The organism is Pseudomonas sp. PDM30 (assembly GCF_019218985.1).
Lineage (GTDB): Bacteria > Pseudomonadota > Gammaproteobacteria > Pseudomonadales > Pseudomonadaceae > Aquipseudomonas > Aquipseudomonas jessenii.
In genome coordinates this window covers 115,315-138,310 of sequence record NZ_JAHUWM010000005.1, presented here as the reverse complement: position 1 = coordinate 138,310, position 22,996 = coordinate 115,315, and the positions used below count along the sequence as shown (strand labels likewise).

The following is a 22,996-nucleotide window of genomic DNA, read 5'->3' as shown; positions in this document are numbered from 1 at the left end:
TGACTGATCCACCGCTATCGCGAGCAAGCTCGCTCCCACAGGGGGGTTAGTGCTGGTCTTTGGATTTGCGGGTTTCCTGGACGGTCACGGTAGCCGTGGTCCCCGCCCGCAGGTTGTTTTTACCGGCATAGTCGGCATCGATCTCGATCCGCACCGGCACCCGTTGCGCCAGTTTGATCCAGGTGTAGCTGGGGTTGATGCTGGCCAGCAGACGGCCGCCCGGCAGGTTTTCCCGGTCGGCAATGGCGAAGGCAATACTCTGCACTTTGCCGCCGAACGTTTCGCCACTCATCAACTCGATCCTGACCCGGTCACCCTCCCCGATCCGCGGCAACTTGGTTTCTTCGAAGTAACCGCTGACATAGAACGACTCGCTGTCCACCAGCGCCAACAATGGGCCACCAGCCGAGGCGTAATCACCCTCCCGGGTCAGCAGATTGGTGACATAACCGGTCACCGGGGAGACGACATGGGTACGCTGCAAGTCGAGCTCCGACTGGGTCAATGCCGCGATGGCCAGTTGCACGTTGGCCTGGGCCAACACCAGACTGGCCTGATTACGCATCAAGTCGGCCTGGGCCACCGACACGTCGGTGCTGGCTTTCTCCCACTCTTCGCCGGAAATCGCTGAACGATCCTTGAGCGTGCGCCGGCGCTGCTCCTCGCTCTGACGTTGTTTGAGCAATGCTTCGCTGGAGATAATCGCCGCCTGGGCCTGCCCGAGCGAGGCTTTCGCCACCTCCACCGCGCGCCTGGCATGCTCCACCGCCAGGGTGTAACGCGCCGGATCGATCTCCAGCAGCGCCTGGCCCTTGCTCACATGTTGGTTGTCCTGCACGGCCAGGCTGACGATTCGCCCCGAAACGTCGGCGGACAAGGTCACCACATCGGCACGCACCCGGGCATCCCGGGTCCAGGGTGCGCGGGTGTAATGCTCCCAGGCGAACCAGCCCAGGATGAAGGCCAGCAATACCACCGCCACCGTCGTGAGTCGGGAAAGGATGTTCTTCAAGGCTTCAGGCTCCCATGACCAGAATCAACGTGGCGCAGACGCAGGCGTACAACGCGCCTTCGAACAACGCCTCGTGCCAGACAAACTGCAGCACGCCAAGGCGCCGCAATGTCCAGTCCAGCAACAGGAAAATCGGCAAGCCCAGCAGCAGCGCCTGGGCAATCGGGGGTAGATAGGCACCACCCACTTCCAGATCAATGGGCAAGGACAGGGTCTCCTTCAAGGCCTGAGGGTTGAAAGTGGCCGCGATAGCGTTCCACGAACGACACCACGATCAGCAGCGCCACACGCATGCGGAACACCGACCACAGGTGCTCGTGAACATCGGTGTGCAGGGCATCCAGGTCGTCGCCCAAGGTGTGGAGGCTATCAAGCACCTGCACCACTTCGACCCCGGGCCGACCGGCAACCAGCCTGCCCGGTTCCCGGACTGTCGAAAACAGGCGACGTTGCAGATCCGGACTCAGCAGTGCGTTGTTCTGCCCTTGCTGCCGCAGCTGATTCAAGGCGATACCCAATGCCATGCAGGCCAGGCTGACTTGAAACAGCTCGCGCGATTGTGGCTCCCGGGTCGCCGGCAGTAGCCCCAACATCATGGTCAGGCGGTCAACCATACGGCTCTCGAACGCAAACTGCTGTTCATCGCTCGCCGACGTTTTCAGCAAGGCGTACACCTGCTCGCAGTTCTCTTTGTAGAGCCGGCGCATGCGAAAATCCGGCCTGAACGGAAAGATCAGCGCATAGACACTCAAAGCCAGCACGGTCGCACAGGTATAGGCTCCGGCAAACTCGAACCACTGGCTGGCAGTGTTTTGACCAATCCCCACGTTCAACGGGCCAAGCAACAAAAACGTCGTGAGCCCCAGACCAATCCCGGTACCTGTAGTGGGTGGACTGGCCAGCCCCACCGCTACGGCGTAGAGCAAGGGCGCCAGCAGCAAGGCAAGCATCTCGAAATTGCTGATCATCGGCACAAACATGAACTGAAGGAGCGCCGAGACCACCAGTGCCAGCCCGAACCCCCTGGCATAGCTTTGAACAGCCAGTAGCGGTCGGGGAAACGTCGACATCAGCGAGCAAAGGATGCCCACCAGCACCATCCCGGCTCGCGCACCGTCCCAGCCGGTTTCGATCCAGATCAGGCCGGCGATCAACAGCGCGCAAAAGGCCCGGACGGCATTCATCGTCGCCAGGGTGAAGTCCAGATGCAGCGGATTTTCCCGCCCGCGAAACACGCTGCTGGCGGGGCGCCCGCTCTGGATGGCATCGCTCAGCTCCAGAATCTGCTCAAGCTGCTGCAACAGGCGCGCCTGCTCCCAGCGCAGCGACCAGGCCAGCGAACGCAAGGTGGCCGGCAGCGGCTCGGTCAATTGTTCGGCCCTATAGGCCAGCTCATCAAAGCGTTGTTGCAGCGATGTGAAATGATGGCGCTTTTCACTGGACAGCGAACGCCCCTCCCGCGCCAGTTCATCGAGAAAGGCCAGCTCTTCGGCACGCAGCCGTTGAATCTCTTCAGGCAGCTCGCCCTCCCAGCGCTCGGTCAACAGCAGCCGCTGGTGGCGCAGGGCGGTCAGCCGCGCGGTCAACAACACCAATTGGTTACCCAACAGTTGCACCAGGCCGTTGGCACTGCGTAACCGGGGCGCATCGTAGTACATGTGCCGACGCACGCCCTCCAGGCCACTGATCTGGCCCAGCAGCTGCATTTGCCGCTGCTGGAATTCGGCTTCGCTCTCTTCGGTGCGGATGACGGCGCTGGCATGGGTGGCCAGCAACCGGGTGATTTGGTCGATTTTAGCGAAGTAATCACGGGCCACGGCTTCCGGCCTGGCGGTGAGCAGGCTGACCACGCACACGCAGGCAACCGCCAGCAAGGTTTCGGTGAGGCGGGTCACTGCCAGCAAAAAGGTGCCGTCCTGATCGGGAATCGCCAGCAACGCGATGACCACGGCGGTGTAGCCACTGAGCACGAATGCCCCGGAACTGGTGTAGCGCAACAGCGTGCCACCGGCGGTGCACAGCGCCAGCCACAACGCCAGGGTGGTGATGAACGGCAGCGGTGCCTGGGGAAAGATCGCCATGATCAACACCGCCACGGCCGCCCCCAGCGTGGTGCCGATCACCTGGCCAAAACTGCGGGCCAGCACCATGCCAGCCAGTGGCTGGCTGATGATGACCACGGCCATGATCGACCACTTGGGCTGGTCCAGATCGAACAAAAACGCCAGGTACAGGGTCAACAACCCGGCCGCGATGGTTCGCAAGGCAAACAGCAACACCCCGGGGCCGGGGTTGAAAATCGCCTTGAAGTATTGCAACAACGCTTGCATGGGACACTCGTCGAGACACCTCCAGCAAGCGTAGTCACTGCTGCGGTGCCTCGAGAGGTTTTGCCATCGACGCAGCTTGCCGGCCCGTGGATTGTCGGCTGAAGGGCTGTTCAACGGTTTGAATCGAGCGAGAACGGCGTCAAGGTTTGACTCAAAGCCTGGCCTGACCGAAGCTTGCGCCTTTGCAAAAGCTTGCCAGCTTCCGGATTCCTGCATGCCCAAGTCCCGCCGCCTTCTGTTTATCAGCCTCTTCGCCCTGCTCGTCATCGGCGGTGTCTGGTTTTCCCTGCGCGATACCACCCCGGTGGTTCCCGAAGCCATCCAGCACGGCTACAGCGAAGCGCTGGCGGCTGCCCGGGCCGGCCAACCGGGTGCGGCGCGGGTGCTCTATCAGCAATTGGCCCGTCCGGACCTGTCCCCCAAACGTCGTATCGGGTTGCATGCCGAGCTGCCCAACTATCCAAGCTCGGTGGCCCTGAAGCTGGCGGATGCCGACCTGCAGAACGAGTCGCCCGAGGTACGTATCGCGGCGATCAGAAGCATCAGCGGCCTGGTACCGAACGGCCAGCGCAGTCTGCTGCTGGGTCCATTGCTCGATGACAGCGAACAAAGCGTGCGGCTGGCGGCGATCAACGCGCTGCTGGGATTGTCCCCGGATGAACTGGGTTTGTATTTCGGGCCGCTGGAGCAAGCCATCGATGCCTGGGAGCAAGTGCTCAAGAGCGCGCCGCAAAGTGCCGAAAACCAATACCAACTGGCCCGACTGCACTTGCACAACGCCGAGCTCAAGCAAGCGCAACAGGCGCTGGACAACACCCTGCGCCTGGCGCCGGACAACCTGCCGGCGCTGGTACTGCAAATCGAAGTGCTGGATAAACAGGGCCAGAACGACGCCGCCCGGCAACTTTTGGCCAGGCAACTGCAGGCACAACCCAACTCGGCCTACCTGCAACACGCGTTGGGGCTCTGGCTGCTGCATCACGAGCAAAGCGAATTCGCCCTGCTCGGCCTGTCCAAGGCCGTAGAGCTTGAGCCCAATAACCGGGACTACCGCTACGACCTGGCCACCACGTTGCACGGTGAGCAGGAGCTCGAAGCGGCGCAGAAACAGTTGCAGGAAATCGTTCAGCGCCACCCGAACGATCGCAAGGCCCGGGTGCTGCTGATCAACTACTGGAAGGAAAGCGGACAGCTGCAAAATGTGCAGATCCTGTTGGCCCAACTCGAACAGATGAACCCCGATGATCCGGCGTTGCAACAAGGGCTTTGACCCCGACTGAAATTTCGTTGAACCGTCGTCCTGGCCAGGGGTCAAGTGAACAGGCAGCCCGTTATGGCGCTTCGCAGCGGCTGCCTCGTTGACCCTGGCCATATGAGGACGCTTGTTTGTCTCTATCCAACGATTTGAACCGAGACAAGGCCGCCACCGGTATCGAAGGTCTGGACGATATCCTCGATGGCGGACTGTCCCGCGGACATGTGTTTTTGCTCGAAGGCGAGCCGGGCACCGGCAAGACCACCGTGGCGCTGCACTTCCTGTTGGCAGGCGCGCAAGCCGGCGAACGCTCCTTGTACATCACCCTCTCTGAAACCGAACGCGAGTTGCGCCAGGGCGCCTTGTCCCATGGCTGGGAGATGGACGAAAACGTCCATATCTTCGAACTGACGCCCCCGGAAAGCCTGCTCAATGTCGAACAGCAGCAGACACTGCTCTATTCCTCCGACCTGGAACTGGGCGAAGCCACCCGCCAGATCTTCGAGGTGGTCGAGCGGGTCAAGCCGACCCGCGTTGTCCTGGACAGCCTTTCCGAGATTCGCCTGCTGGCGCAAAGCTCGCTGCGCTACCGTCGGCAGATTCTGGCCATCAAGCATTATTTCGTGCGTTACGACGCCACGGTGTTGCTGCTCGATGACCTGACTGCCGAGTCCCTGGACAAAACCGTGCACAGCGTGGCCCACGGCGTGATTCGCCTGGAAGAATTGACCCCGAACTACGGCGCCGAGCGACGTCGCATCCGCGTGGTCAAGTACCGCGGCCAGAAGTACCGCGGCGGCTTCCATGACTTCACCATCACGGGCGATGGCGTGCGTGTATTCCCGCGCCTGGTGGCCGCCGAACATCGCGGTCAATACCTGCGTCAGCAATTGACCAGCGGCATCCGGGAAATGGATGCGCTGCTGGGCGGCGGTATCGAGACGGGTTCCAGCACCTTGATTCTCGGCCCGGCGGGGACCGGCAAATCGCTGATCGCCATGGTGTTCGCCGCCGCGGCCGTGGCCCGGGGCGAAAAAGCCGCGTTATTCATTTTCGATGAAGAGTTGGGGTTGTTGTTCGAGCGCATGAAGAACATCGGCATCGATTTGCAGGCAATGCAAGACAGCGGCAATTTGCTGGTCGAACAAGTGGACGCGGCCGAGCTGTCCCCCGGCGAGTTCTCCCACCGGGTCCGGCGCTGCGTGGACGAAGGCAATATAAAGACCGTGGTGATCGACAGCATCAACGGCTATCAGGCGGCGATGCCGGAAGAAAACGCCTTGGTGCTGCACATGCACGAGCTACTGCTGTACCTCAATCGCCAGGGCGCCGCAACCTTCATGACGGTCGCCCAACACGGCCTGGTCGGCGACATGCAGGCGCCGGTCGACATCACCTACCTGGCCGACACAGTCATTCTGCTGCGTTACTTCGAAGCCCTGGGCAAGGTGCGCCGGGCCATTTCGATCATCAAGAAACGTACCGGCAGCCATGAGTCGACCATCCGTGAATACCGCATCAGCGCCCAGGGCATGACCATCGGTGAGCCCCTGGAAGCCTTTCAGGGCGTATTGCGCGGCGTACCCACGTATCTCGGCGCCAGCAATCCATTGCTCGCGGACGAAATCCCGTGACGGACATGCAAGCGACGTCCGAGCGCGCAATCATCCTTGCGCCGCGAGGGCGCGACGGCCAGATAGCCCTGATGATGCTCAACGAGGCCGGGTTTCACGGGGTGATCAGCCCCGACCTGCCCGAATTGTGCGCCGAACTTGAACAGGGTGCCGGCCTGCTGCTGATCTCTTGCGAGGCGCTGTTGGGCGCTGATCTGGAACCGCTGATCCGCCTGATCGAACAGCAGCCCGCGTGGTCGGATCTGCCGATCGTGTTGATGACACACCATGGCGGCCCGCAACAGAACCCGGCATCGCGCTTCGGCCCGCAATTGGGCAACGTGACCTTCCTCGAACGGCCATTTCACCCGGTCACACTGATCAGCCTGGTCACCACGGCCCTGCGCGGACGGCGACGACAGTACGAAGCCAGGGATCGGTTGATCGACCTGAGCCAGAGTGAGTTGCGCCTGCAGAACACCCTCGAAACCCTTGAACAGCAGGTGCAAGAGCGCACCGCGCAACTGCGTCACAACGAGGAAGCGTTGCGCCAGTCGCAGAAAATGGAAGCCGTCGGCCAACTCACCGGCGGCATCGCCCATGATTTCAACAACATGCTGACCGGTATCATCGGCAGCCTGGAGTTGTTGCGTCGACGCCTGGCCCGGGGGCGAACCGAAGACCTGGACAGCCTGATCGATCTGGGGGTGACTTCGGCCAACCGCGCAGCGGGCCTGACCCACCGCCTGCTGGCGTTTTCCCGGCGCCAGTCGCTGGATTCGAAACCCGTGGAGATGAACACCCTGGTGATCTCCATGGATGAACTGCTGCAACGCAGCATCAACGAAACCATTCGTCTGGACATGCAACTGGACGAGCACCTGTGGGTGGCCGAAGCCGACCCCAATCAACTGGAAAGCGCCCTGCTCAACCTGGTGATCAATGCCCGCGATGCCATGCCCAATGGCGGCAGTCTGGTGGTCTCGACTTCGAACCAGCACTTTGACGAGGATTTCACCCAAGGCCAGAGCAATCTCGATGCGGGTGACTATGTGGTGCTCAGCGTGACGGACACCGGCTGTGGCATGCCGCAAAGCACCATCAACCGCGCCTTCGACCCCTTCTTCACCACCAAGCCTATCGGCCAGGGCACCGGGCTGGGGTTATCAATGATCTATGGTTTCAGCAAACAATCGGGAGGTCACGTCGCCATCCAAAGCGTCGTGGGCGAAGGCACCACGGTGAGCCTGTTCCTGCCACGCTTCGGTGGAGACCTGCCTCGGGACCATCCATCGGACGTCGAGCATTCACCTTTGGCCAGGAGTGGCGAGACGGTGTTGATTGTCGAGGACGATCCGGCGGTGCGGGTGCTGGTCAGCACGGTGTTGAGCGACCTGGGTTATGCCTACGTCGAGGCTTGTGATGGCGATAGCGCGGTGCCGATACTCGATTCGGCCCAGCGCATCGACCTGCTGATCAGCGATGTCGGCTTGCCCGGTATGAATGGCCGGCAACTGGCGGAAATCGGCCGGCAGTTGCGTCCCGAGCTGAGGGTGCTGTTCATCACCGGCTACGCCGAGCACGCCGCGGTGCGTGGCGGGTTCCTCGATCCGGGCATGCAGATGATCACCAAGCCGTTTACCTTCGACCTGTTGACGGCGAAGGTCAGGGAGATGATCAGGGCCTGAAGGCTTACGAAAGCATGTCCTGCATCAATTCCTGCAATTTATCCAGATCGAAAGGTTTTTCCAGGATCGGTGCCTTGTGCGTAATCGGGCTGTCGGTCTCGCGGATTTCCTGGGCATAGCCGCTGATGAAGATCACCTTGAGTTCCGGTCGCAGCTTCACGGCGGGCTCGGCGATCTGTACACCGGAGATTCCTCCGGGCAGGCGGAAGTCGGTGATCATCATGTCCAGGTGCGGTTTGCTCGCCAGGATTTCGAAAGCCTGCTCGCCGTTTTCGGCCTGCAATACGCGGTAACCCTCGCCCGACAGATAAGCGGACAGCACCATCAGAATCGAGGGATCGTCCTCGACGACGAGTACTACATCTTGTGCATCTTCGCTCATGGGAAGCCTTTGCTCGGTCAATTGCTGCTGATAGACCGTGGGGTCGACCAGAGGTTGCGTTTATCCGGTTGTTTTCCTACAGCGGCAGACAAACGCGAAACAAGGCGCCTTCGCCGATCCTGCTCTGGACGGTAATAGTACCGCCATGGGCGGCCACAATCTGCTCTGAAATAAACAATCCCAGGCCCAGCCCGGCGACGGCGTGCCTGGCCGATACCCGCTCGAACTGCTGGAAGATCCGCTTCTGGTTTTCCTCGCTGATGCCAATCCCTCGATCCTGCACGTCCACCAGCGCCTGGCCACCTTCACAGTAGACCTTCACCGAGATCGGGCTCTTGGCCCCGTAGCGCAAGGCGTTGGTCAGCAGGTTGGAAATGACCTGTTCAATTCGAAACTCGTCCCAGTTTCCGATCACCGGTTGCGTGGCATCGAGCGAGACCGACGCTTCGGCGGCGTCGATCTGCTGGGAAAAGTTGTGCAACAGCTCGCGAACCAGCGTTGAAAGGTCAAAGCGCTTGGGCCGGATCGACAACTTTCCGGTGCGAATGCGCGAGACGTCGAGCATGTCTTCAATCAATCGAATCAGACTTTTGATCTGCCGCTCGTCGCGGTCGACCATCGCGTGCATCTTGTCCAGGGTGAAGGCGGCGGAGTTGTCCCGGGCCAGGTGCATCTTGCGCAACTGGGTTTCAAGGATCAGGCCATTGAGCGGCGTGCGCACTTCGTGGGCGACGATGGACATGAAGTCATCGCGCATGCGTACCGCCTGTTCCAGTTCCAGTTGAGTGCTTTGCAATCGCTTGAGCAGGGTCTCCTGTTCGCGGCGACTTTGCTCAAGGGCCAGCACTTGTTCCTTCATCGCCTTGCTCTGGCGATAGAGGTCGACGAACACATTGACCTTGCTCTTGACCGCCTGGAGGTCCAGCGGTTTGTACAGGAAGTCCACGGCACCGCTTTCATAGCCCTTGAAGGCGTAATTGAGTTCACGCCCGGCGGCGCTGACGAAAACGATCGGGATGTTCCTGGTTTTTTCCGTGCCGCGCATCAACTCGGCCAGCTCGAAGCCATTCATGCCGGGCATCTGCACATCGAGGATGGCCAAGGCGAATTCGTGTTGCAACAGCAGGGACAAGGCCTCGTCGGCGGACAGCGCCTTGTACACAATGCGGTCCTCACGCTTGATCAGCGCTTCAAGTGCCAGCAGATTCTCCGGCAGATCGTCCACGATCAGCAGTTTGGCCTGGAAATTACTCAGCATGCGATTCGTTCCAGCTCGACAAGCAGACGGCCGATGCCGCGTACAGGAATGATCGGAAGTGCGAAGCCTTCGCGCAGCGGGCCGGGGATGTTCAACAGCGCCTCGACACCACCGGCGCAGGCACCGATCACGATCGCTTCGATAGCCGGCATTTTCGTTGCACTTTTCATGATTTTCGATAGATCCGTTCTTGTTTGACCAGCGGCTCGAACTGATCGCCGAAGGCTGAGAAATCCGGGGTTTCCTTACTGCCCAGCACCAGGAAACCGCGATGGCAGAGGGACTCATGAAACAGCCCGAACGCTCGACCCTGAAGACTTTTATTAAAATAAATCAGTACGTTACGGCATGAAATTAATTGAGTTTCGGAGAATACGCTGTCCGTCGCCAGGCTGTGATCGGCAAAGGTCACGTTCTCGCGCAGGGTCTTGTCGAAAATCGCGTACCCATAGGCCGCCGTATAGTAGTCGGCAAACGAACTCTGGCCACCGGCCTGCTGGTAATTAGCAGTGTAGGCGCGGACGTTCTCCATCGAGAAAATCCCTTGCCTGGCCTTTTCCAGCGAGCGCGGATTGATGTCGGTGGCGTAGATGATGGTACGGTCCAGCAGGCCTTCTTCGCGCAGCACAATGGCCATCGAATACACCTCTTCACCTGTGCTGCATCCGGCGATCCAGATCTTGATCGAAGGGTAGGTTCGCAGCAGCGGCACCACTTCCTTGCGGATGGCCAGGAAGTGCGAGGGATCGCGAAACATTTCGCTGACCGGAATGGTCAGCAACTGCAGCAGTTGCATGAACGCGGCGGGATCGTGCAGGACCTTTTCCTGCAACGCCGAAATGGTGTTGCACTCGAACTGACTCAACGCATGGTCGACCCGGCGTTTGATCGAAGCGCCGGAGTAATCGCGAAAATCGTAGCTGTACTTGAGATAGATCGCCTCGATCAACAACCGCAGTTCGATTTCGCTGTTTCGATCCACTGAAAAATTGCGCTCCACTAGATACGTTCCATCTTCGGTAACCACACACGAATCAGCGAAAACAGGCGATCGAGATCGATGGGCTTGGCCAGGTAATCGTTGGCGCCGGCCTGTAGGCAGCGCTCCTGATCGTCCTTCATGGCCTTGGCCGTCACGGCGATGATCGGCAGCTTGCGCCAGCGCAGATTCTTGCGGATTTCAACGGTGGTTTCATAACCATCCATTTGCGGCATCATCACGTCCATCAACACCAGATCGATGTCTTGCACCTCATTCAATCGTTCAATCGCTTCGCGGCCGTTGCGGCCAATGACCACGACTGCGCCCTTTTGCTCCAGCGCGCTGGTGAGGGCGAAAATGTTGCGCACATCGTCATCCACCAGCAGCACCTTGCGGCCTTCGAAGACCTTGTCGCGGCTGCGGGCGACCTTGAGCATCTTCTGCCGCTCATGGGACAACCGTGATTCGACTTTGTGCAGAAAAAGCGTCACCTCATCCAGCAACCGCTCCGGCGAGCGTGCGCCCTTGATGATGATCGAACGCGAATACTTGCGCAGTTCGGCCTCTTCATCCCGGGTCAGGTTGCGCCCGGTATAGACGATGACGGGCGGAAAGGAACAGATGTCTTCGGTGGACATGCGCTTGAGCAGGTCATTGCCGAGCATGTCGGGCAGCTTGAGGTCGATGATCATGCAATCGAAGACGGATGAGCGCAGCAGGTCCAGCGCCTCCTGCGCCAGGCCAACGGCGGTGATCTCGATGTCATCGTCGCCGATCAGGCGGGCAATGCTGGCGCGCTGCACGTCGTCGTCTTCGACCAGCAGCACGCGCTTGACCTTCTGGGTCAACTTGGCCTCAAGGCGTGCAAACACGTCCTTGAGTTCCTCGCGGGTGGTCGGTTTGACCACGTAGCCGATGGCGCCCATGTGCATCGCCGCCTCGACCCGGTCTTCGACCGAAATCACATGCACCGGGATGTGCCGGGTTTCGGCGTGTTCCTTCAAACGTTGCAGCACGCTCAGGCCGGAATGATCCGGCAGGCGCATGTCCAGCAGGATCGCATCGGGGATGAACGCCTTGGCCAGGTCGTAGCCTTCGTCGGCGCCGTGAGCCACCAGGCACTGATAACCCAGTTCATGGGCCAGGTCGTAGAGGATGTGCGCAAAGTTCGGCTCATCCTCCACCACCAGAATGCAGCGTTTGGTGAACGGCCCTTTGTTGCGGTCGTCGTCGAAGCGCGGAATGTCGACTTCGGCCACCAATGGCGACAACGTGGGCGGCAATACACTCGACACAGCCGCCACAGGAGCGGCTCGCATCGGTTCGACAGGTACTTCGCCCGGTTCCACGTACTGCTGTGGCAAGACCAGGGTAAACACACTGCCCTGCCCCGGCGTGCTGGTCACGCTGATGGAGCCGCCGAGCAGGGCCGCCAGGTCACGGGAGATCGACAACCCCAGCCCGGTGCCGCCGTAACGCCGATTGGTAGTGCCATCGGCCTGACGGAACGCTTCGAAGATGCTTTCGTGCTGATCCACCTCGATGCCGATCCCGGAATCGCGGATGCTGAACGCGATGCCGTCATTCGGCGCCGTGGCGACGGACAGGCTGACGCTGCCGCTTTGCGTGAATTTCACCGCGTTGGACAGCAGGTTCTTGAGCACTTGCTCCAGACGCTGGCGGTCGGTGAACAGCATCAACGGCGCACCGTCCTGCATATCCACCCGGAAATCCAGTTGCTTGTCCGTTGCCAATGGCTGGAACAGGCCGCGCAGGCCATCCACCAGGCGCGCCACGCTGGTGTTCTCCGGACGGATTTCCAGCTTGCCGGCCTCGACTTTGGAGATATCCAGAATGTCGTTGATCAGGTTGAGCAAGTCGTTGCCGGCGGAGTAGATCGACTCGGCGAATTGGACTTGCTCGGCAGTGAGGTTCTCTTCCGGGTTTTCCGCCAGCAGCTTGGCCAGGATCAACGAGCTGTTCAGCGGCGTGCGCAGCTCATGGGACATGTTGGCGAGGAATTCGGACTTATACTTGCTCGAGCGCTGCAATTCTACCGCGCGTTCTTCGAGCTGGATCTGGGCCTGATTGAGTTCGGTATTCTTCAGGTCCATGGCGTCGCGCTGCTCGGCCAGTACTTCTGCCTGCTCGGCGAGTTGTTCGTTGGTCTGCTCCAGCTCCACCTGCTGGGTTTCCAGGTGCGCCTGGGACTCCTTGAGAATCCGCGACTGCTCTTCGAGCTCTTCGTTGGCGGTCTTGAGTTCTTCCTGCTGAACCTGCAGTTCTTCGTTGAGTTGCTGGGTTTCGGCCAACACCTCCTGCAAACGCTGGCGATAGCGTGCCGCCTCGATCGAGGTGCCGATGTTGCCGGCAATCAGCTCAAGCAATTCAACGTCACGGTCGGTCAGTGGACGCAGAAAGCCCAACTCGATCACGCCATTGACCCGCTCGTCGTCGCTGGTTGGCACCACCAGCACACTGCACGGCAAACCGTCACCGAGGCCAGAGCTGACCTTGAAGTAATCTCCCGGCACCTCGTTCAGGCGAATCAGCCGTGCCTGTTGCGCCACCTGGCCGACAATGCCTTCTTCGCTGTAGATCTGCTGTTCACGCCCTTCCTGTTCACGGGAAAAACCATAAGTGGCGATGCGCTTGAGGCCGCCATGGTCTTCGCGCACATAAATAGCCGCCACGGCGGTGCCCAGGTACTGCGCGCAGAATTGCAGGATATTGCGACCCAGCATGCTCAGGCTCAATTGTCCCAGCACCTGCTCGGCCAGCTCGGTCTGGCCGTTGCGCAGCCAGGCCTGTTGCTCCAGACGATGGGCGCTGGCCTGTTGGGCGGCAAGGTTGACGCTGTAGTTCTGCGACAGGGTCAACAAGTCGCGGCGCCCGACGTACGCCAGCAACCCGCTGACCCCCGCTATGAACAACAGATAGAGGCTGATGCTCATGATGGTGGTGCCGCGCACTTCGTCATTGCGCGATGCGCGCAACTGTTGCTCGGTGTCGATCACCGCCTCGAACTGCTTGCGAATTTCATCGGTCAGGCGCTTACCTCGTCCGGCCTTGACGATGGCGCGATAATCGCCGCTGCTGCGCTGCAAATCGATCATCGATTGCGCGTAGTTGGTCCACTCCAGCTGCAAGGCTCGCAACCGTAGCAAGCGATCAGTCTGCACCGGGTTGTCGGCGGTCAGTTCAAGCAAGGTGTCGAGCGCCACGGCGATGCGCGGCTTGGCGGTTTCGTAGGGATCGAGGAAATGCTCGTCGCCACTGAGCAGGAAACCGCGCATCCCGGTTTCCAGATCCACGGTCAGCTTGACCGCTTCATTGGCGTTATTGATCACCCGGTCGGTGTGCTCCACCCACTGGATGGTCGACAGTAAATAGCTGATCAGCGACACGAAAAACACAGCGCTGATAAGACCCAGACCCAACGGCAGGCTGATGTTACGGCTCAGGAGTTTACGAAATCGTTGCTCATCAACCGAGGACGCTGAGGTCATGGGGCAGGCCTTGTCGAACTGTCAGAATGCAAGGAGTTTGCCCCAAAACTGGCAAATTGATCCAATTATCTGACATGTTTGCGCGCAAGGTCCTACATTGCGCTGCTCCCGCGTTATCCTTGCCTGGCCTGTACCGCCAATCCTTTTTCCATCGCGCAGGGAACTTGTCGGGATCCGCCACTTACTCATGCAAGAGGCCGGTGATTTCCAGCGACCGGCAATGCCAATCTTTTTCGGGAATTCGACCATGTCATCCGCCAACGCCTCCACCATCCTTGTCGTCGAAGACGATGCCATCGTGCGCATGCTGATCGTCGACGTCCTGGAAGAACTGGAATTCAAGGTTCTGGAAGCCGATGGCAGCGAACAGGCACAGGATTTGCTCAAGGACTTGAACCGACACATTGACCTGATGATGACTGATGTTGGCCTGCCGGTCATGGACGGTCGCGAACTGGCCACCCTCGCCCGCACGTTACGCCCTGACCTGCCCATCCTGTTCGCCAGCGGTTATGCCGAAAGCATTGAAGTACCTCCAGGCATGCACTTGATCGGCAAACCCTTCTCCATTGATCAGTTGCGGCAGAAAATACGCGAGATGCTGCCAGCCAATTAATTAACAGCTCAAGCCCTACTTACATAAAAGACAACATAGCCCTGTCGAGCCGGCCTTCTGAGCCAGACTCGATGAAAACTGTCGCCCGAAACAAAAAGCACAGTATATGAACTGGGCAACCGAGCATCAGAAAACATACTCTCCACTAAAATAACAGGGCAACTAAATTTCAATAATCGAGATGTGTTTCTCGACCGAAAAACACACACCCCATCAAAAAAAGGATTTGTTGATGAACAGCACCCAATATGACTATAGAAAACCATCAACTTTTGAAACCCTGCAGCGGGATATTCAAAATTTGAAGCAGATAAACAATCTTGAAAAGGCTCACGTCACTTCAACTTTACAGAGAAACCTTTCCAGCCTTATCGACAGCAACAACCAATTCATCCTCAGCGACTGGATTATCGCCTTCACTCATGACAGTTCGTTACAAATAGCCCATCGAGCGGGACAGTCAATGCTGAAAGATTTACTGGCTAGCGAAGAGTTTCTTGGCCTGGAGGAGCTATCCAGCCTTTCAGGCGCCACTACATACGTATGCGACGCCAATATGAATATGCATGTATTGATTGACGATGAAAAGATGCACGTTGACGACTTGCTCAAAGAAAATGAAGTGCTTCACGAGCGCCTGAAACAGTTGAGCAACTATGCGAGCAGCGCGGGCGATTTCATCTACAGCTCTGATGAGTTCAATGTCGAGCAATGGTTACGGTTCTACGGATACCCGATTCCGTCAACCGCCAGACAGCTTGTGAACCTCATTGAGTTTTTCAACAAGGAACGGCCAAAACTTCCGACAGCAATAGCCTATTACAGAATACTCAAAGACCCTGAATTTTTCCCGACAGCACTGCCTTTGATAGAGCGGCGAAAAATTGAAAAAGTAACAAAATCATTCGGAGCAACTAACAAAGGTCAATTGCTAAAAACACTGGTCGAGCAAGTCGTCAGCCTACCAGCTGATATATTGAGAGCTGCCCCCAACCAATACATTAGCAATCTCCTGGAAAGCACGATTGGAAAAATTTGGGCGCGGGGTTATCTGGATGCATTGAACTGGTATGGCGCTACCTCAGGTGCCTCACCATCCACGAAGGATCTTGAGCAATTGCTCATTACCGCCATCATCCTGAACCTTGAACCAGAGGCTGGCCTGACTCAAAACAAAGGTCGGGCACTGGGCTATGGATTTTACAACCCGGTCAATGCCGAAGTTCATCCTGCCAAAGTACTGCTGATGTTCGAAAAGCATCTTGTCGATAACAATATCGTTGATGCAACAGTAGTTCCTCTGGCAGCGTACTTGCTCGCATGCGCTGCTGCGCCTGAACTCGTTGTAAAACAAATCCCGGACGACATGACGATAAACTCGCCTGCGTGGGTGGTGCATAGCGTTGCCGTCGAAAAAATCGAGCACATTGCACCAGGTGCCTCGGCCGCGATGACTTTCGATGAAGTCCAGGCTTACGCTGATCTGGAGCCATTCGATGACAACCTTGAGCAATTGTTCGGGCTAAATGCGCTGACGTCGATGCTGAACTGGGGCGCAATGAATCGCCTCATCCCCTATAGCGAACGAGGCGATTACAACAGTGATGACTACCGAGCGGCTGAAGCACTTTACACCGATTACACCGAGGCACTTGAGCAATGCAGGAACGCCATCAATACCCCACTGCGTACGCGACATGAGATGGCCTTGAATGAACTGAAGAGAGCCATGCCCGACGGAGACTATCTGACAAACAGAAACTACATGCACACCGACCTGCCCTTGGGCGAAACAATATCAGCACATGAACTATTCATGTCTGGCGACCTCATGAATGAAGGATGGACCGGGCTTACCCTGTCGCACAAAATCGTGTCAACCTTTGAAGCGTATGAACTTCCAAGAACATTACCCTACCTAGGGCGACTGCAGGACATTAAAAAAATCTACACAGACACGTTCAACCATTATTTTGATCAGCTAAGGCTGGGAACCGCCACCGCATTGAAGCTCGCCATGTCGAAAATGCCTGAAGCTGATCGAAAGCGCCTGGAGTATGGCAATCTCAGTTTCTTTACTGTTCGCAAACAATTCCACGTTGGAGCGGCCAAGGAAACACAGCGTGACAGGGATAAGTACAGGGGGCGCTTTGGTGTAATCATCTCGTCCGAATACAATTCACGATTTTATTACTACGAACTGTTCACATTGCGAGCCGAGTGTCATCGCCGCCAGGACCTTCATGCGATGTTCGGTTCAACCAACCTGCACTTCACGGAAGCCAGTGTTTGGCATGATAAAGATGAAAAACAATGGCAGGCTCAAGGGCTTGACTGGCCATTGGATATCGATGCATACCTCAAGGGAACGCCCCCCATAAAAAATATCAGCAATAAAGTGGTTGTCGAAAAGCTTTGGCAAGCCTATGAACAGGAAGGCGTGGAGCGCGTAGCCCCACAAAACAGAAGTCAGGTCGAGATGTTTTTTTCTGAGGCGACATCAGACACAGTCAACCGAGTACTTGAGTACTTCCCGCCTGCTACCTACGATGAACTGTACAACGCTGGTTACGGTATAGCGCCCTTGGAAGCGGCAAGACAGAACACCAAGGACAGAATAGACCTGGTTCTTAACCTGATTATCCCGTTCAAGAGTTGCATCGAAGACCTGAGTTCCGGTGACCGTGACCGTGAGCGGGGGGCCATCTTTGGATGCGCATTGGACGCGCTGTCGATTGTCGGAGCTGTACTGGGTGTCGCGCCAAAATTCGCTTCCATCGCGTTCAAATCCGGCAGCCTCCTTTCCAGATCTTTAACACTCGCCAGGGTCAGCAGCAGTTTTGCCCTGAGTTTGGTCAACCCGCTCGATGGTGTGCCAAGTCTTTTGAAGAAGGGAGCGACCATTACCAAAAACGGAGTCGTGCTGGTTACAGGGGTTGGTTCCAAAGTCAGCGGCAAAGCCGTGAAGCAACTTCAATCCCTCTCCGGAGCACTCGATACCTATACCGCGGCACGGTCCTTGAATTGCATCGATATGAAATTGGCGCGCGTGGAAGGTATCAGCGAACTATCTCAGTCAGTCGATGTTCTGCTATTCAAAAGAGCAAACGACTGGTTTGAACTTGACCTGAACAGTTGCAAGGTGAGAGGCGGAAAAGTCACCGATTACAAGGAAATAATACAGGCGGGAGAATTTGAACGGGTGTAACCCGAAACATCCAGCAGGCACTGAGAGCGGTGAAAGCCATCACTCACCGCTCTCAGACCTAGTGCCACAGCGCCAGGCGGTCTGCTGTGGTTTAATACCCGCGCTTTTTCAACCTTCTGCCGGTCCTAGGAATTCCCGTTCATGACTCAACCCCGCGCAACCAAAGTCCTGGTCATTGGTTACGTCTGGCCCGAGCCCCGCTCTTCCGCGGCCAGCGGGCATGTCATGCAGATTCTCGACGTTTTCCTGGACCAGGGCTGGGACATCACGTTCAGCAGCCCGGCAGGCTTCGGCGAGCAACGTGCGGACCTGACAGCGTTGGGTATTGACGAAGTACCTATCGAGCTGAACAACAGCAGTTTCGACGCATTCATCAGCGAACTGGCGCCTGACATCGTGTTGTTCGATCAGTTCATGATGGAGGAACAGTTCGGCTGGCGGGTCGAGAAGCATTGCCCCGATGCCTTGCGCGTGCTCGAAAGTTGCGACCTGCAAAGCCTGAGGCTGGGTCGGCATCAACGCCTCAAGGAGCGTTTGAAGGCCAGTGACGACAACAATGACTTCAACGAACTGTTCGCCCCGGCGGCGCGCGAAGAGTTCGAACACATGGCTGATACCGATCTGGCGAAGCGCGAGATCGCCTCATTTTATCGTTGTGATTTGACGCTGATGGTTTCCGAAGTGGAAGTCGAATTGCTGGTCGAGCAGTTCAGGTTTCCCCGCAACCTGCTGCACTGGTGCCCGTTGATGGTCGATGTTCCGTCCCGTGCATCGGTACCGTTCGAAGAGCGGGCACACTTTCTTCATATCGGTAACTTTCGCCATGCGCCCAACTGGGATGCGGTGCTCTGGTTGAAAAGCGCTATCTGGCCGTTGATTCGCGAGCAGATACCCAGCGCTCAATTGCATATCTATGGTGCCTACACACCACCCAAGGCGACTGCCCTGCACAACCCGGCCCAGGGTTTTCATGTGATGAACTGGGCAGAAGACGCCCTGCAAGTCATGTCGTCGGCGCGGGTCTGTATGGCACCGTTGCGTTTTGGCGCGGGAATCAAAGGCAAGATTGTCGATGCGATGCTCTGTGGCACGCCGAATGTGACGACGCCAGTGGGTGCCGAGGCGATGCATGATCAAGAGGCATGGCCCGGTGCAGTGACCCGTTCGGCACGCGAGTTCGCCGATCATGCCGTGCAACTGCACAACGACAAGACGCGCTGGCTGGACGCCCAGGCGCACGGGAAAACCCTGCTTGCCAGTCGCTACCGAAAATCCGTTCATGGCCCAGCCTTGATCCAGCGGCTGGTCGATTGCCAGCAGAATCTGGCAAACATAAGACGAGATAACTTTACCGGCAGCATGCTGCGTCATCACCAGCACAAGAGTACTCAATACATGGCGCAATGGATTGAGGCGAAGAACCGACTGAATCAGGAGTAGCCCACTTTTCTTGTGCAATACATAGTTACCGCCATTGCTGTGCCCGACCGGTTAATCTGACCGCTTCACACCCAATGGATGGGGTGATTCGCACAAGGAATGGCCATGACCAGCAATACGCGTGGTTTGCTCGACAAGCAAACCTGGATGAGCAGCACCCTCGAAATCAATCAACTCAAACTCACCGATATCGTCTGGCCTGGCGTGCATAACGCCGGAATGGACAAAAAAGCGCCCAACCACGATGCGGTGCTCGGCCATTGGACGATTTGTCAGAACGACACTTTTTCCTGGCAACTGGCCAACGGCGCCCGCGCCTTTGATATCCGTCTGGGCTACACCGCCGGTGCGGCTCGATCGGGCTTCTACTTTCACCACAACGGCTTTCGCTCGCACCGCGCCCTGGACGATCTGATCGACGCGGTACTGCTGTTCCTTGATCGAAACCCGGACGAATTCATCGTGCTGGACTTCCATCAACTGGCTGATGGCAATAAACCTTTCGATCATGAAAGGTTCAGTGACTGCCTCGTGCGACGTCTAGGGCTGCGGGCCGTCCTTCCAGGCGACAGATTCAAAACGGTTGGAGAACTCAAAAGTGCGAGCCCACATCGCCGGGTGATCATGGCGGCACCCGCCCTGTCGGCGCTCGATGGCGAGTACTTCTGGCCTCGCATCCCGCACAAATGGCGCGACAACGCGTTCTCCGCCCCCGCCGAGCTGCAACGCTACATCGCGCAAACCCTGGAAGATGCGCCCTACGAAACCTTCCTCTGGTCACTGTCCGCGACCACCTACTCGCTGCTCGGCGGGCCCGGAAATATCAAGCGGCAGATCAACGACTGGTTCGACACCACGAGAAACTGGGTCACGCGTTGCAGCATCATCAGCACCGATTTTTTCGACGAGTCCGACATCGTTCGTTATTGCTGGAGCGCCACCAGCATGAAAGCGGTTTACGGCCGTGCCTTGCACGAACAGACGCACCGGCGGTAGTAGCGCTATCCATCCGGCAAGAGGCATGATCGGGGCGGGATAACTACACAAGCGCCCTGACATGACCCGTACCGCCAGAGTCACCGATCCTTCCTATGAGTTGATGGACGACCACAACGGCTTGTCCATCATCTATCGCCAGCACGGTTTCCCCTGCCCTCTGGTGCGCTGGCATTTCCACAAGGAATACGAACTGCACCTGATCGTCGCCAGTTCCGGCAAGGTGTTCATCGGCGACTACATCGGCAACTTCTATCCCCGGACACTGTTTCTCACCGGCCCCAACCTGCCCCACAACTGGATCAGCCAGGTGGCCGAGGACGAAGTGGTGCCCAAGCGTGACATGCTGGTCAATTTCACAGACGAGTTGTTCGACAGCGGCTATCAGGTGTTCGCCGAACTCAAGGCCCTGGCACCGCTGCTGGAGCGCGCGCAGTACGGCATCGAGTTTCGCTGCAAGCACACCATCGACAAGGCGATGGACCTGATGCAGCGCATCGCCGATACCACCGGTATGACCCGGCTCGGGCACTTTTTCATTCTGCTGGAGTTGCTTGCGGCCACCGACGACTACCAATTGCTCTCTGGTGCCACAACCCCGCAACTGGCGGACGAGCACAATATCGATCGCACCAACCGCGCGGTGGATTACATTTTTGCCCACTACGCCCGGGACTTGACGCTGGAAGAGGTCGCCGAGCACCTGGGCATGAAGCCGACTTATTTCAGTCGGGTATTCAAGCAGGCCACCGGGCGCAATTTCATCGAATTCGTCAATCGCCTGCGCATCAGCAAGTCCTGCGAGTTGCTGGCCGATGGCGACAAGCCGGTGACCGATGTCTGCTTCGAATCGGGCTTCAACAATATTTCCAACTTCAACCGGCGCTTCCAGCAGCTCAAGGGCATGACGCCTTCGCATTACCGGCGGCTGGTGGTGCAGCGGTTGACCGAGCAAAACCTGGGTTGAAGACACGCCTCAAATTCCTGTGGGAGCGAGCTTGCTCGCGATGAGGCCGTGTCAGTCGACATTTATTAACCTGATACACCGCCATCGTCGGATCGCCGCCCGGACCAAGCTCGCTTCCACAGGTACAGCGTTACCCCCTAAAACCTGTACGGATTCAATACCCCTCCTTCGCTGAAAAGCCCTTCCCTGCGTCTACCCCTCAAAACTTCAGTGCAAAAAAGTATCGATTGAAGTGCGATGGATGATTTGTCTCGCCCTCGATTGAAGGATGTAATCAGCGCACATTCTTCCTGCCTTCGGAAGACACAAAAACAATAACTGTCCTTCTGTAGCCCGCCGGGTGCAGAAAAGGAGTGCACGATGCAACCTTCGGTAAAAGCCCTGCTTGCCCTCACCTGCATGACCCTCAGCAGCGTCAGCCTTGGCGCACAGACCCTGACCATCGCCACCGTCAACAACAGCGACATGATCCGCATGCAAAAGCTCTCGAAAACCTTCGAGGCCGAGCATCCGGACATCAAGCTCAATTGGGTGGTCCTCGAAGAAAACGTCCTGCGCCAGCGCCTGACCACCGACATCGCCACCCAGGGTGGGCAATTCGACGTGCTGACCATCGGCATGTACGAAGCCGCACTCTGGGGTGCCAAGGGCTGGCTGGAGCCGATGAAGGATTTGCCGGCTGGTTATGCCCTCGAAGACGTATTCCCGTCGGTGCGCGAAGGCCTGTCGGTGAAGGGGTCGCTGTATGCCTTGCCGTTCTACGCCGAAAGCTCGATCACCTATTACCGTACCGACCTGTTCAAGGACGCCGGCCTGACCATGCCCGAGCGCCCGACCTGGGAGCAGATCGGTGAATTCGCCGCCAAACTGAACAAACCCGAACAGGAACAGTACGGCATCTGCCTGCGGGGCAAGGCCGGCTGGGGCGAGAACATCGCGCTGATCAGCACCGTGGCCAACGCCTATGGCGCGCGCTGGTTCGATGAAAAGTGGCAGCCGGAATTCAACGGTTCCGAATGGAAAAACGCGCTGAACTTCTATGTCGACACCATGAAGAAATCCGGCCCGCCGGGGGCGTCGAGCAACGGTTTCAATGAAAACCTGGCGCTGTTCAATAGTGGCAAATGCGCGATCTGGGTCGATGCCAGCGTCGCCGGCTCGTTCGTCACCGACAAGTCCCAGAGCAAGGTCACCGATCACGTCGGCTTCACCTATGCGCCGCATCAGGTCACTGACAAGGGCTCGGCCTGGTTGTACTCCTGGGCGCTGGCCATTCCGACCAGTTCCAAGGCCAAGGACGCAGCGAAAACCTTCAGCGCCTGGGCCACGTCCAAAGAATACGGCGCACTGGTCGCGGAAAAAGACGGCATCGCCAACGTGCCGCCGGGCACCCGAGCCTCGACCTACAGCGAGGCGTACATGAGTGCCGCGCCGTTCGCCAGGGTCACGCTAGAATCGCTCAAGGCCGCGGACCCGAGCAAACCGGGCACCAGACCTGTGCCGTACATCGGCATCCAGTTGGTGACCATTCCCGAGTTCCAGGGCATCGGCACCCAGGTCGGCAAATCCTTCTCGGCGGCGCTGATCGGCCAGACCACGGTCGACCAGGCGTTGGCGGCGGCCCAGCAAACCACCGAGCGCGAGATGAAGCGCGCGGGTTATCCCAAGTAACCGGCAGTAGCCTGCCCCCTGTTCCCTGTGGGAGCGAGCTTGCTCGCGATGAGTCCATGACATTCAACA

General features: G+C 58.1%; 16 protein-coding genes and 1 pseudogene. 9 read left to right on the top strand and 8 right to left on the bottom strand.

All coding sequences use genetic code 11. The annotated features are described in order from the left end of the window. Window positions 1-46: 46 nt before the first annotated feature. From KW840_RS14170 to KW840_RS14160, 3 genes are read right to left on the bottom strand one after another with little or no spacing between them, the layout of a single operon-like run. The gene (locus KW840_RS14170) at window positions 47-1,012 is read right to left on the bottom strand and encodes an HlyD family secretion protein (protein ID WP_218495750.1); all 966 of its coding nucleotides are present in this window, start codon (window positions 1,010-1,012) and stop codon (window positions 47-49) included. A gap of 4 nt (window positions 1,013-1,016) precedes the next feature. Beyond that, window positions 1,017-1,217, bottom strand: coding sequence for a DUF1656 domain-containing protein (locus KW840_RS14165; protein WP_032829912.1), 201 nt, complete (start codon window positions 1,215-1,217; stop codon window positions 1,017-1,019). Further along, window positions 1,207-3,342, bottom strand: coding sequence for an FUSC family protein (locus tag KW840_RS14160; protein WP_218495749.1), 2,136 nt, complete (start codon window positions 3,340-3,342; stop codon window positions 1,207-1,209). Before KW840_RS14160 ends, KW840_RS14165 begins: the two co-directional genes overlap by 11 nt. Before the next feature lie 214 nt (window positions 3,343-3,556). Between KW840_RS14160 and KW840_RS14155 the strand changes: the two genes are divergently transcribed. The 3 genes from KW840_RS14155 to KW840_RS14145 all read left to right on the top strand — a co-directional run bounded on the left by KW840_RS14155 (window position 3,557) and on the right by KW840_RS14145 (window position 7,898). After that, a complete protein-coding gene (locus tag KW840_RS14155; protein WP_057714776.1) occupies window positions 3,557-4,612 on the top strand; it encodes a tetratricopeptide repeat protein in 1,056 nt (351 codons plus the stop codon). A gap of 116 nt (window positions 4,613-4,728) precedes the next feature. After that, the gene (locus KW840_RS14150; protein WP_218495747.1) at window positions 4,729-6,231 is read left to right on the top strand and encodes an ATPase domain-containing protein; all 1,503 of its coding nucleotides are present in this window, start codon (window positions 4,729-4,731) and stop codon (window positions 6,229-6,231) included. Beyond that, window positions 6,228-7,898, top strand: a complete 1,671-nt coding sequence (locus tag KW840_RS14145) for a response regulator (protein ID WP_218495745.1) — start codon at window positions 6,228-6,230, stop codon at window positions 7,896-7,898. The genes KW840_RS14150 and KW840_RS14145 overlap by 4 nt, the downstream gene beginning before the upstream one ends. Window positions 7,899-7,902: 4 nt before the next feature. Here KW840_RS14145 and KW840_RS14140 read toward each other — a convergent pair whose 3' ends face one another. The 5 genes and pseudogenes from KW840_RS14140 to KW840_RS14120 form a co-directional block, all read right to left on the bottom strand. Continuing rightward, entirely contained in the window at window positions 7,903-8,280 is a 378-nt protein-coding gene (locus tag KW840_RS14140; protein WP_057714773.1) for a response regulator, read from the bottom strand. A gap of 76 nt (window positions 8,281-8,356) precedes the next feature. Continuing rightward, window positions 8,357-9,538 carry a hybrid sensor histidine kinase/response regulator gene (locus KW840_RS14135; protein ID WP_218495743.1) on the bottom strand — a complete coding sequence of 394 codons (1,182 nt, stop codon included), beginning with the start codon at window positions 9,536-9,538 and terminating at the stop codon, window positions 8,357-8,359. 41 nt (window positions 9,539-9,579) lie between these two features. Beyond that, window positions 9,580-9,708, bottom strand: a pseudogene (locus KW840_RS14130) (chemotaxis protein CheB); the annotation flags it as partial. Next, window positions 9,705-10,538, bottom strand: coding sequence for a protein-glutamate O-methyltransferase CheR (locus KW840_RS14125; RefSeq protein ID WP_057714771.1), 834 nt, complete (start codon window positions 10,536-10,538; stop codon window positions 9,705-9,707). The pseudogene KW840_RS14130 and the gene KW840_RS14125, both read right to left, overlap by 4 nt. Continuing rightward, window positions 10,538-14,029: a response regulator gene (locus KW840_RS14120; protein ID WP_218495741.1), complete on the bottom strand. Its 3,492-nt coding sequence runs from the start codon at window positions 14,027-14,029 to the stop codon at window positions 10,538-10,540. The genes KW840_RS14125 and KW840_RS14120 overlap by 1 nt, the downstream gene beginning before the upstream one ends. A 247-nt stretch (window positions 14,030-14,276) precedes the next feature. On the opposite strand from KW840_RS14120, the gene KW840_RS14115 reads away from it, so the two are divergent. From KW840_RS14115 to KW840_RS14090, 6 genes are all read left to right on the top strand, one after another. Beyond that, a complete protein-coding gene (locus tag KW840_RS14115; RefSeq protein ID WP_218495738.1) occupies window positions 14,277-14,645 on the top strand; it encodes a response regulator in 369 nt (122 codons plus the stop codon). 232 nt (window positions 14,646-14,877) lie between these two features. Beyond that, on the top strand, window positions 14,878-17,853 hold the full coding sequence (locus KW840_RS14110; protein ID WP_218495735.1) for a hypothetical protein: 2,976 nt from the start codon (window positions 14,878-14,880) through the stop codon (window positions 17,851-17,853). A gap of 141 nt (window positions 17,854-17,994) precedes the next feature. Further along, window positions 17,995-19,293: a glycosyltransferase gene (locus KW840_RS14105; protein WP_218495733.1), complete on the top strand. Its 1,299-nt coding sequence runs from the start codon at window positions 17,995-17,997 to the stop codon at window positions 19,291-19,293. A gap of 105 nt (window positions 19,294-19,398) precedes the next feature. Then, complete coding sequence (locus tag KW840_RS14100) at window positions 19,399-20,289, top strand: phospholipase (RefSeq protein WP_218495731.1); 891 nt, start codon at window positions 19,399-19,401, stop codon at window positions 20,287-20,289. Window positions 20,290-20,350: 61 nt separating this feature from the next. Further along, complete coding sequence (locus tag KW840_RS14095) at window positions 20,351-21,256, top strand: AraC family transcriptional regulator (protein ID WP_090455307.1); 906 nt, start codon at window positions 20,351-20,353, stop codon at window positions 21,254-21,256. 360 nt (window positions 21,257-21,616) lie between these two features. Beyond that, window positions 21,617-22,927, top strand: a complete 1,311-nt coding sequence (locus KW840_RS14090) for a sugar ABC transporter substrate-binding protein (RefSeq protein WP_218495726.1) — start codon at window positions 21,617-21,619, stop codon at window positions 22,925-22,927. The last annotated feature ends 69 nt before the right edge of the window (window positions 22,928-22,996 follow it).

What these genes read in the sequence shown, in the direction of transcription:
- KW840_RS14105 (WP_218495733.1), top strand. Translation starts at nt 17,995, where the DNA reads ATGACTCAACCCCGCGCAACCAAAGTCCTGGTCATTGGTTACGTCTGG.
- KW840_RS14110 (WP_218495735.1), top strand. Translation starts at nt 14,878, where the DNA reads ATGAACAGCACCCAATATGACTATAGAAAACCATCAACTTTTGAAACC.
- KW840_RS14155 (WP_057714776.1), top strand. Translation starts at nt 3,557, where the DNA reads ATGCCCAAGTCCCGCCGCCTTCTGTTTATCAGCCTCTTCGCCCTGCTC.
- KW840_RS14100 (WP_218495731.1), top strand. Translation starts at nt 19,399, where the DNA reads ATGACCAGCAATACGCGTGGTTTGCTCGACAAGCAAACCTGGATGAGC.
- KW840_RS14120 (WP_218495741.1), bottom strand. Translation starts at nt 14,029, where the DNA reads ATGACCTCAGCGTCCTCGGTTGATGAGCAACGATTTCGTAAACTCCTG.
- KW840_RS14160 (WP_218495749.1), bottom strand. Translation starts at nt 3,342, where the DNA reads ATGCAAGCGTTGTTGCAATACTTCAAGGCGATTTTCAACCCCGGCCCC.
- KW840_RS14135 (WP_218495743.1), bottom strand. Translation starts at nt 9,538, where the DNA reads ATGCTGAGTAATTTCCAGGCCAAACTGCTGATCGTGGACGATCTGCCG.
- KW840_RS14090 (WP_218495726.1), top strand. Translation starts at nt 21,617, where the DNA reads ATGCAACCTTCGGTAAAAGCCCTGCTTGCCCTCACCTGCATGACCCTC.
- KW840_RS14140 (WP_057714773.1), bottom strand. Translation starts at nt 8,280, where the DNA reads ATGAGCGAAGATGCACAAGATGTAGTACTCGTCGTCGAGGACGATCCC.
- KW840_RS14095 (WP_090455307.1), top strand. Translation starts at nt 20,351, where the DNA reads ATGACCCGTACCGCCAGAGTCACCGATCCTTCCTATGAGTTGATGGAC.
- KW840_RS14115 (WP_218495738.1), top strand. Translation starts at nt 14,277, where the DNA reads ATGTCATCCGCCAACGCCTCCACCATCCTTGTCGTCGAAGACGATGCC.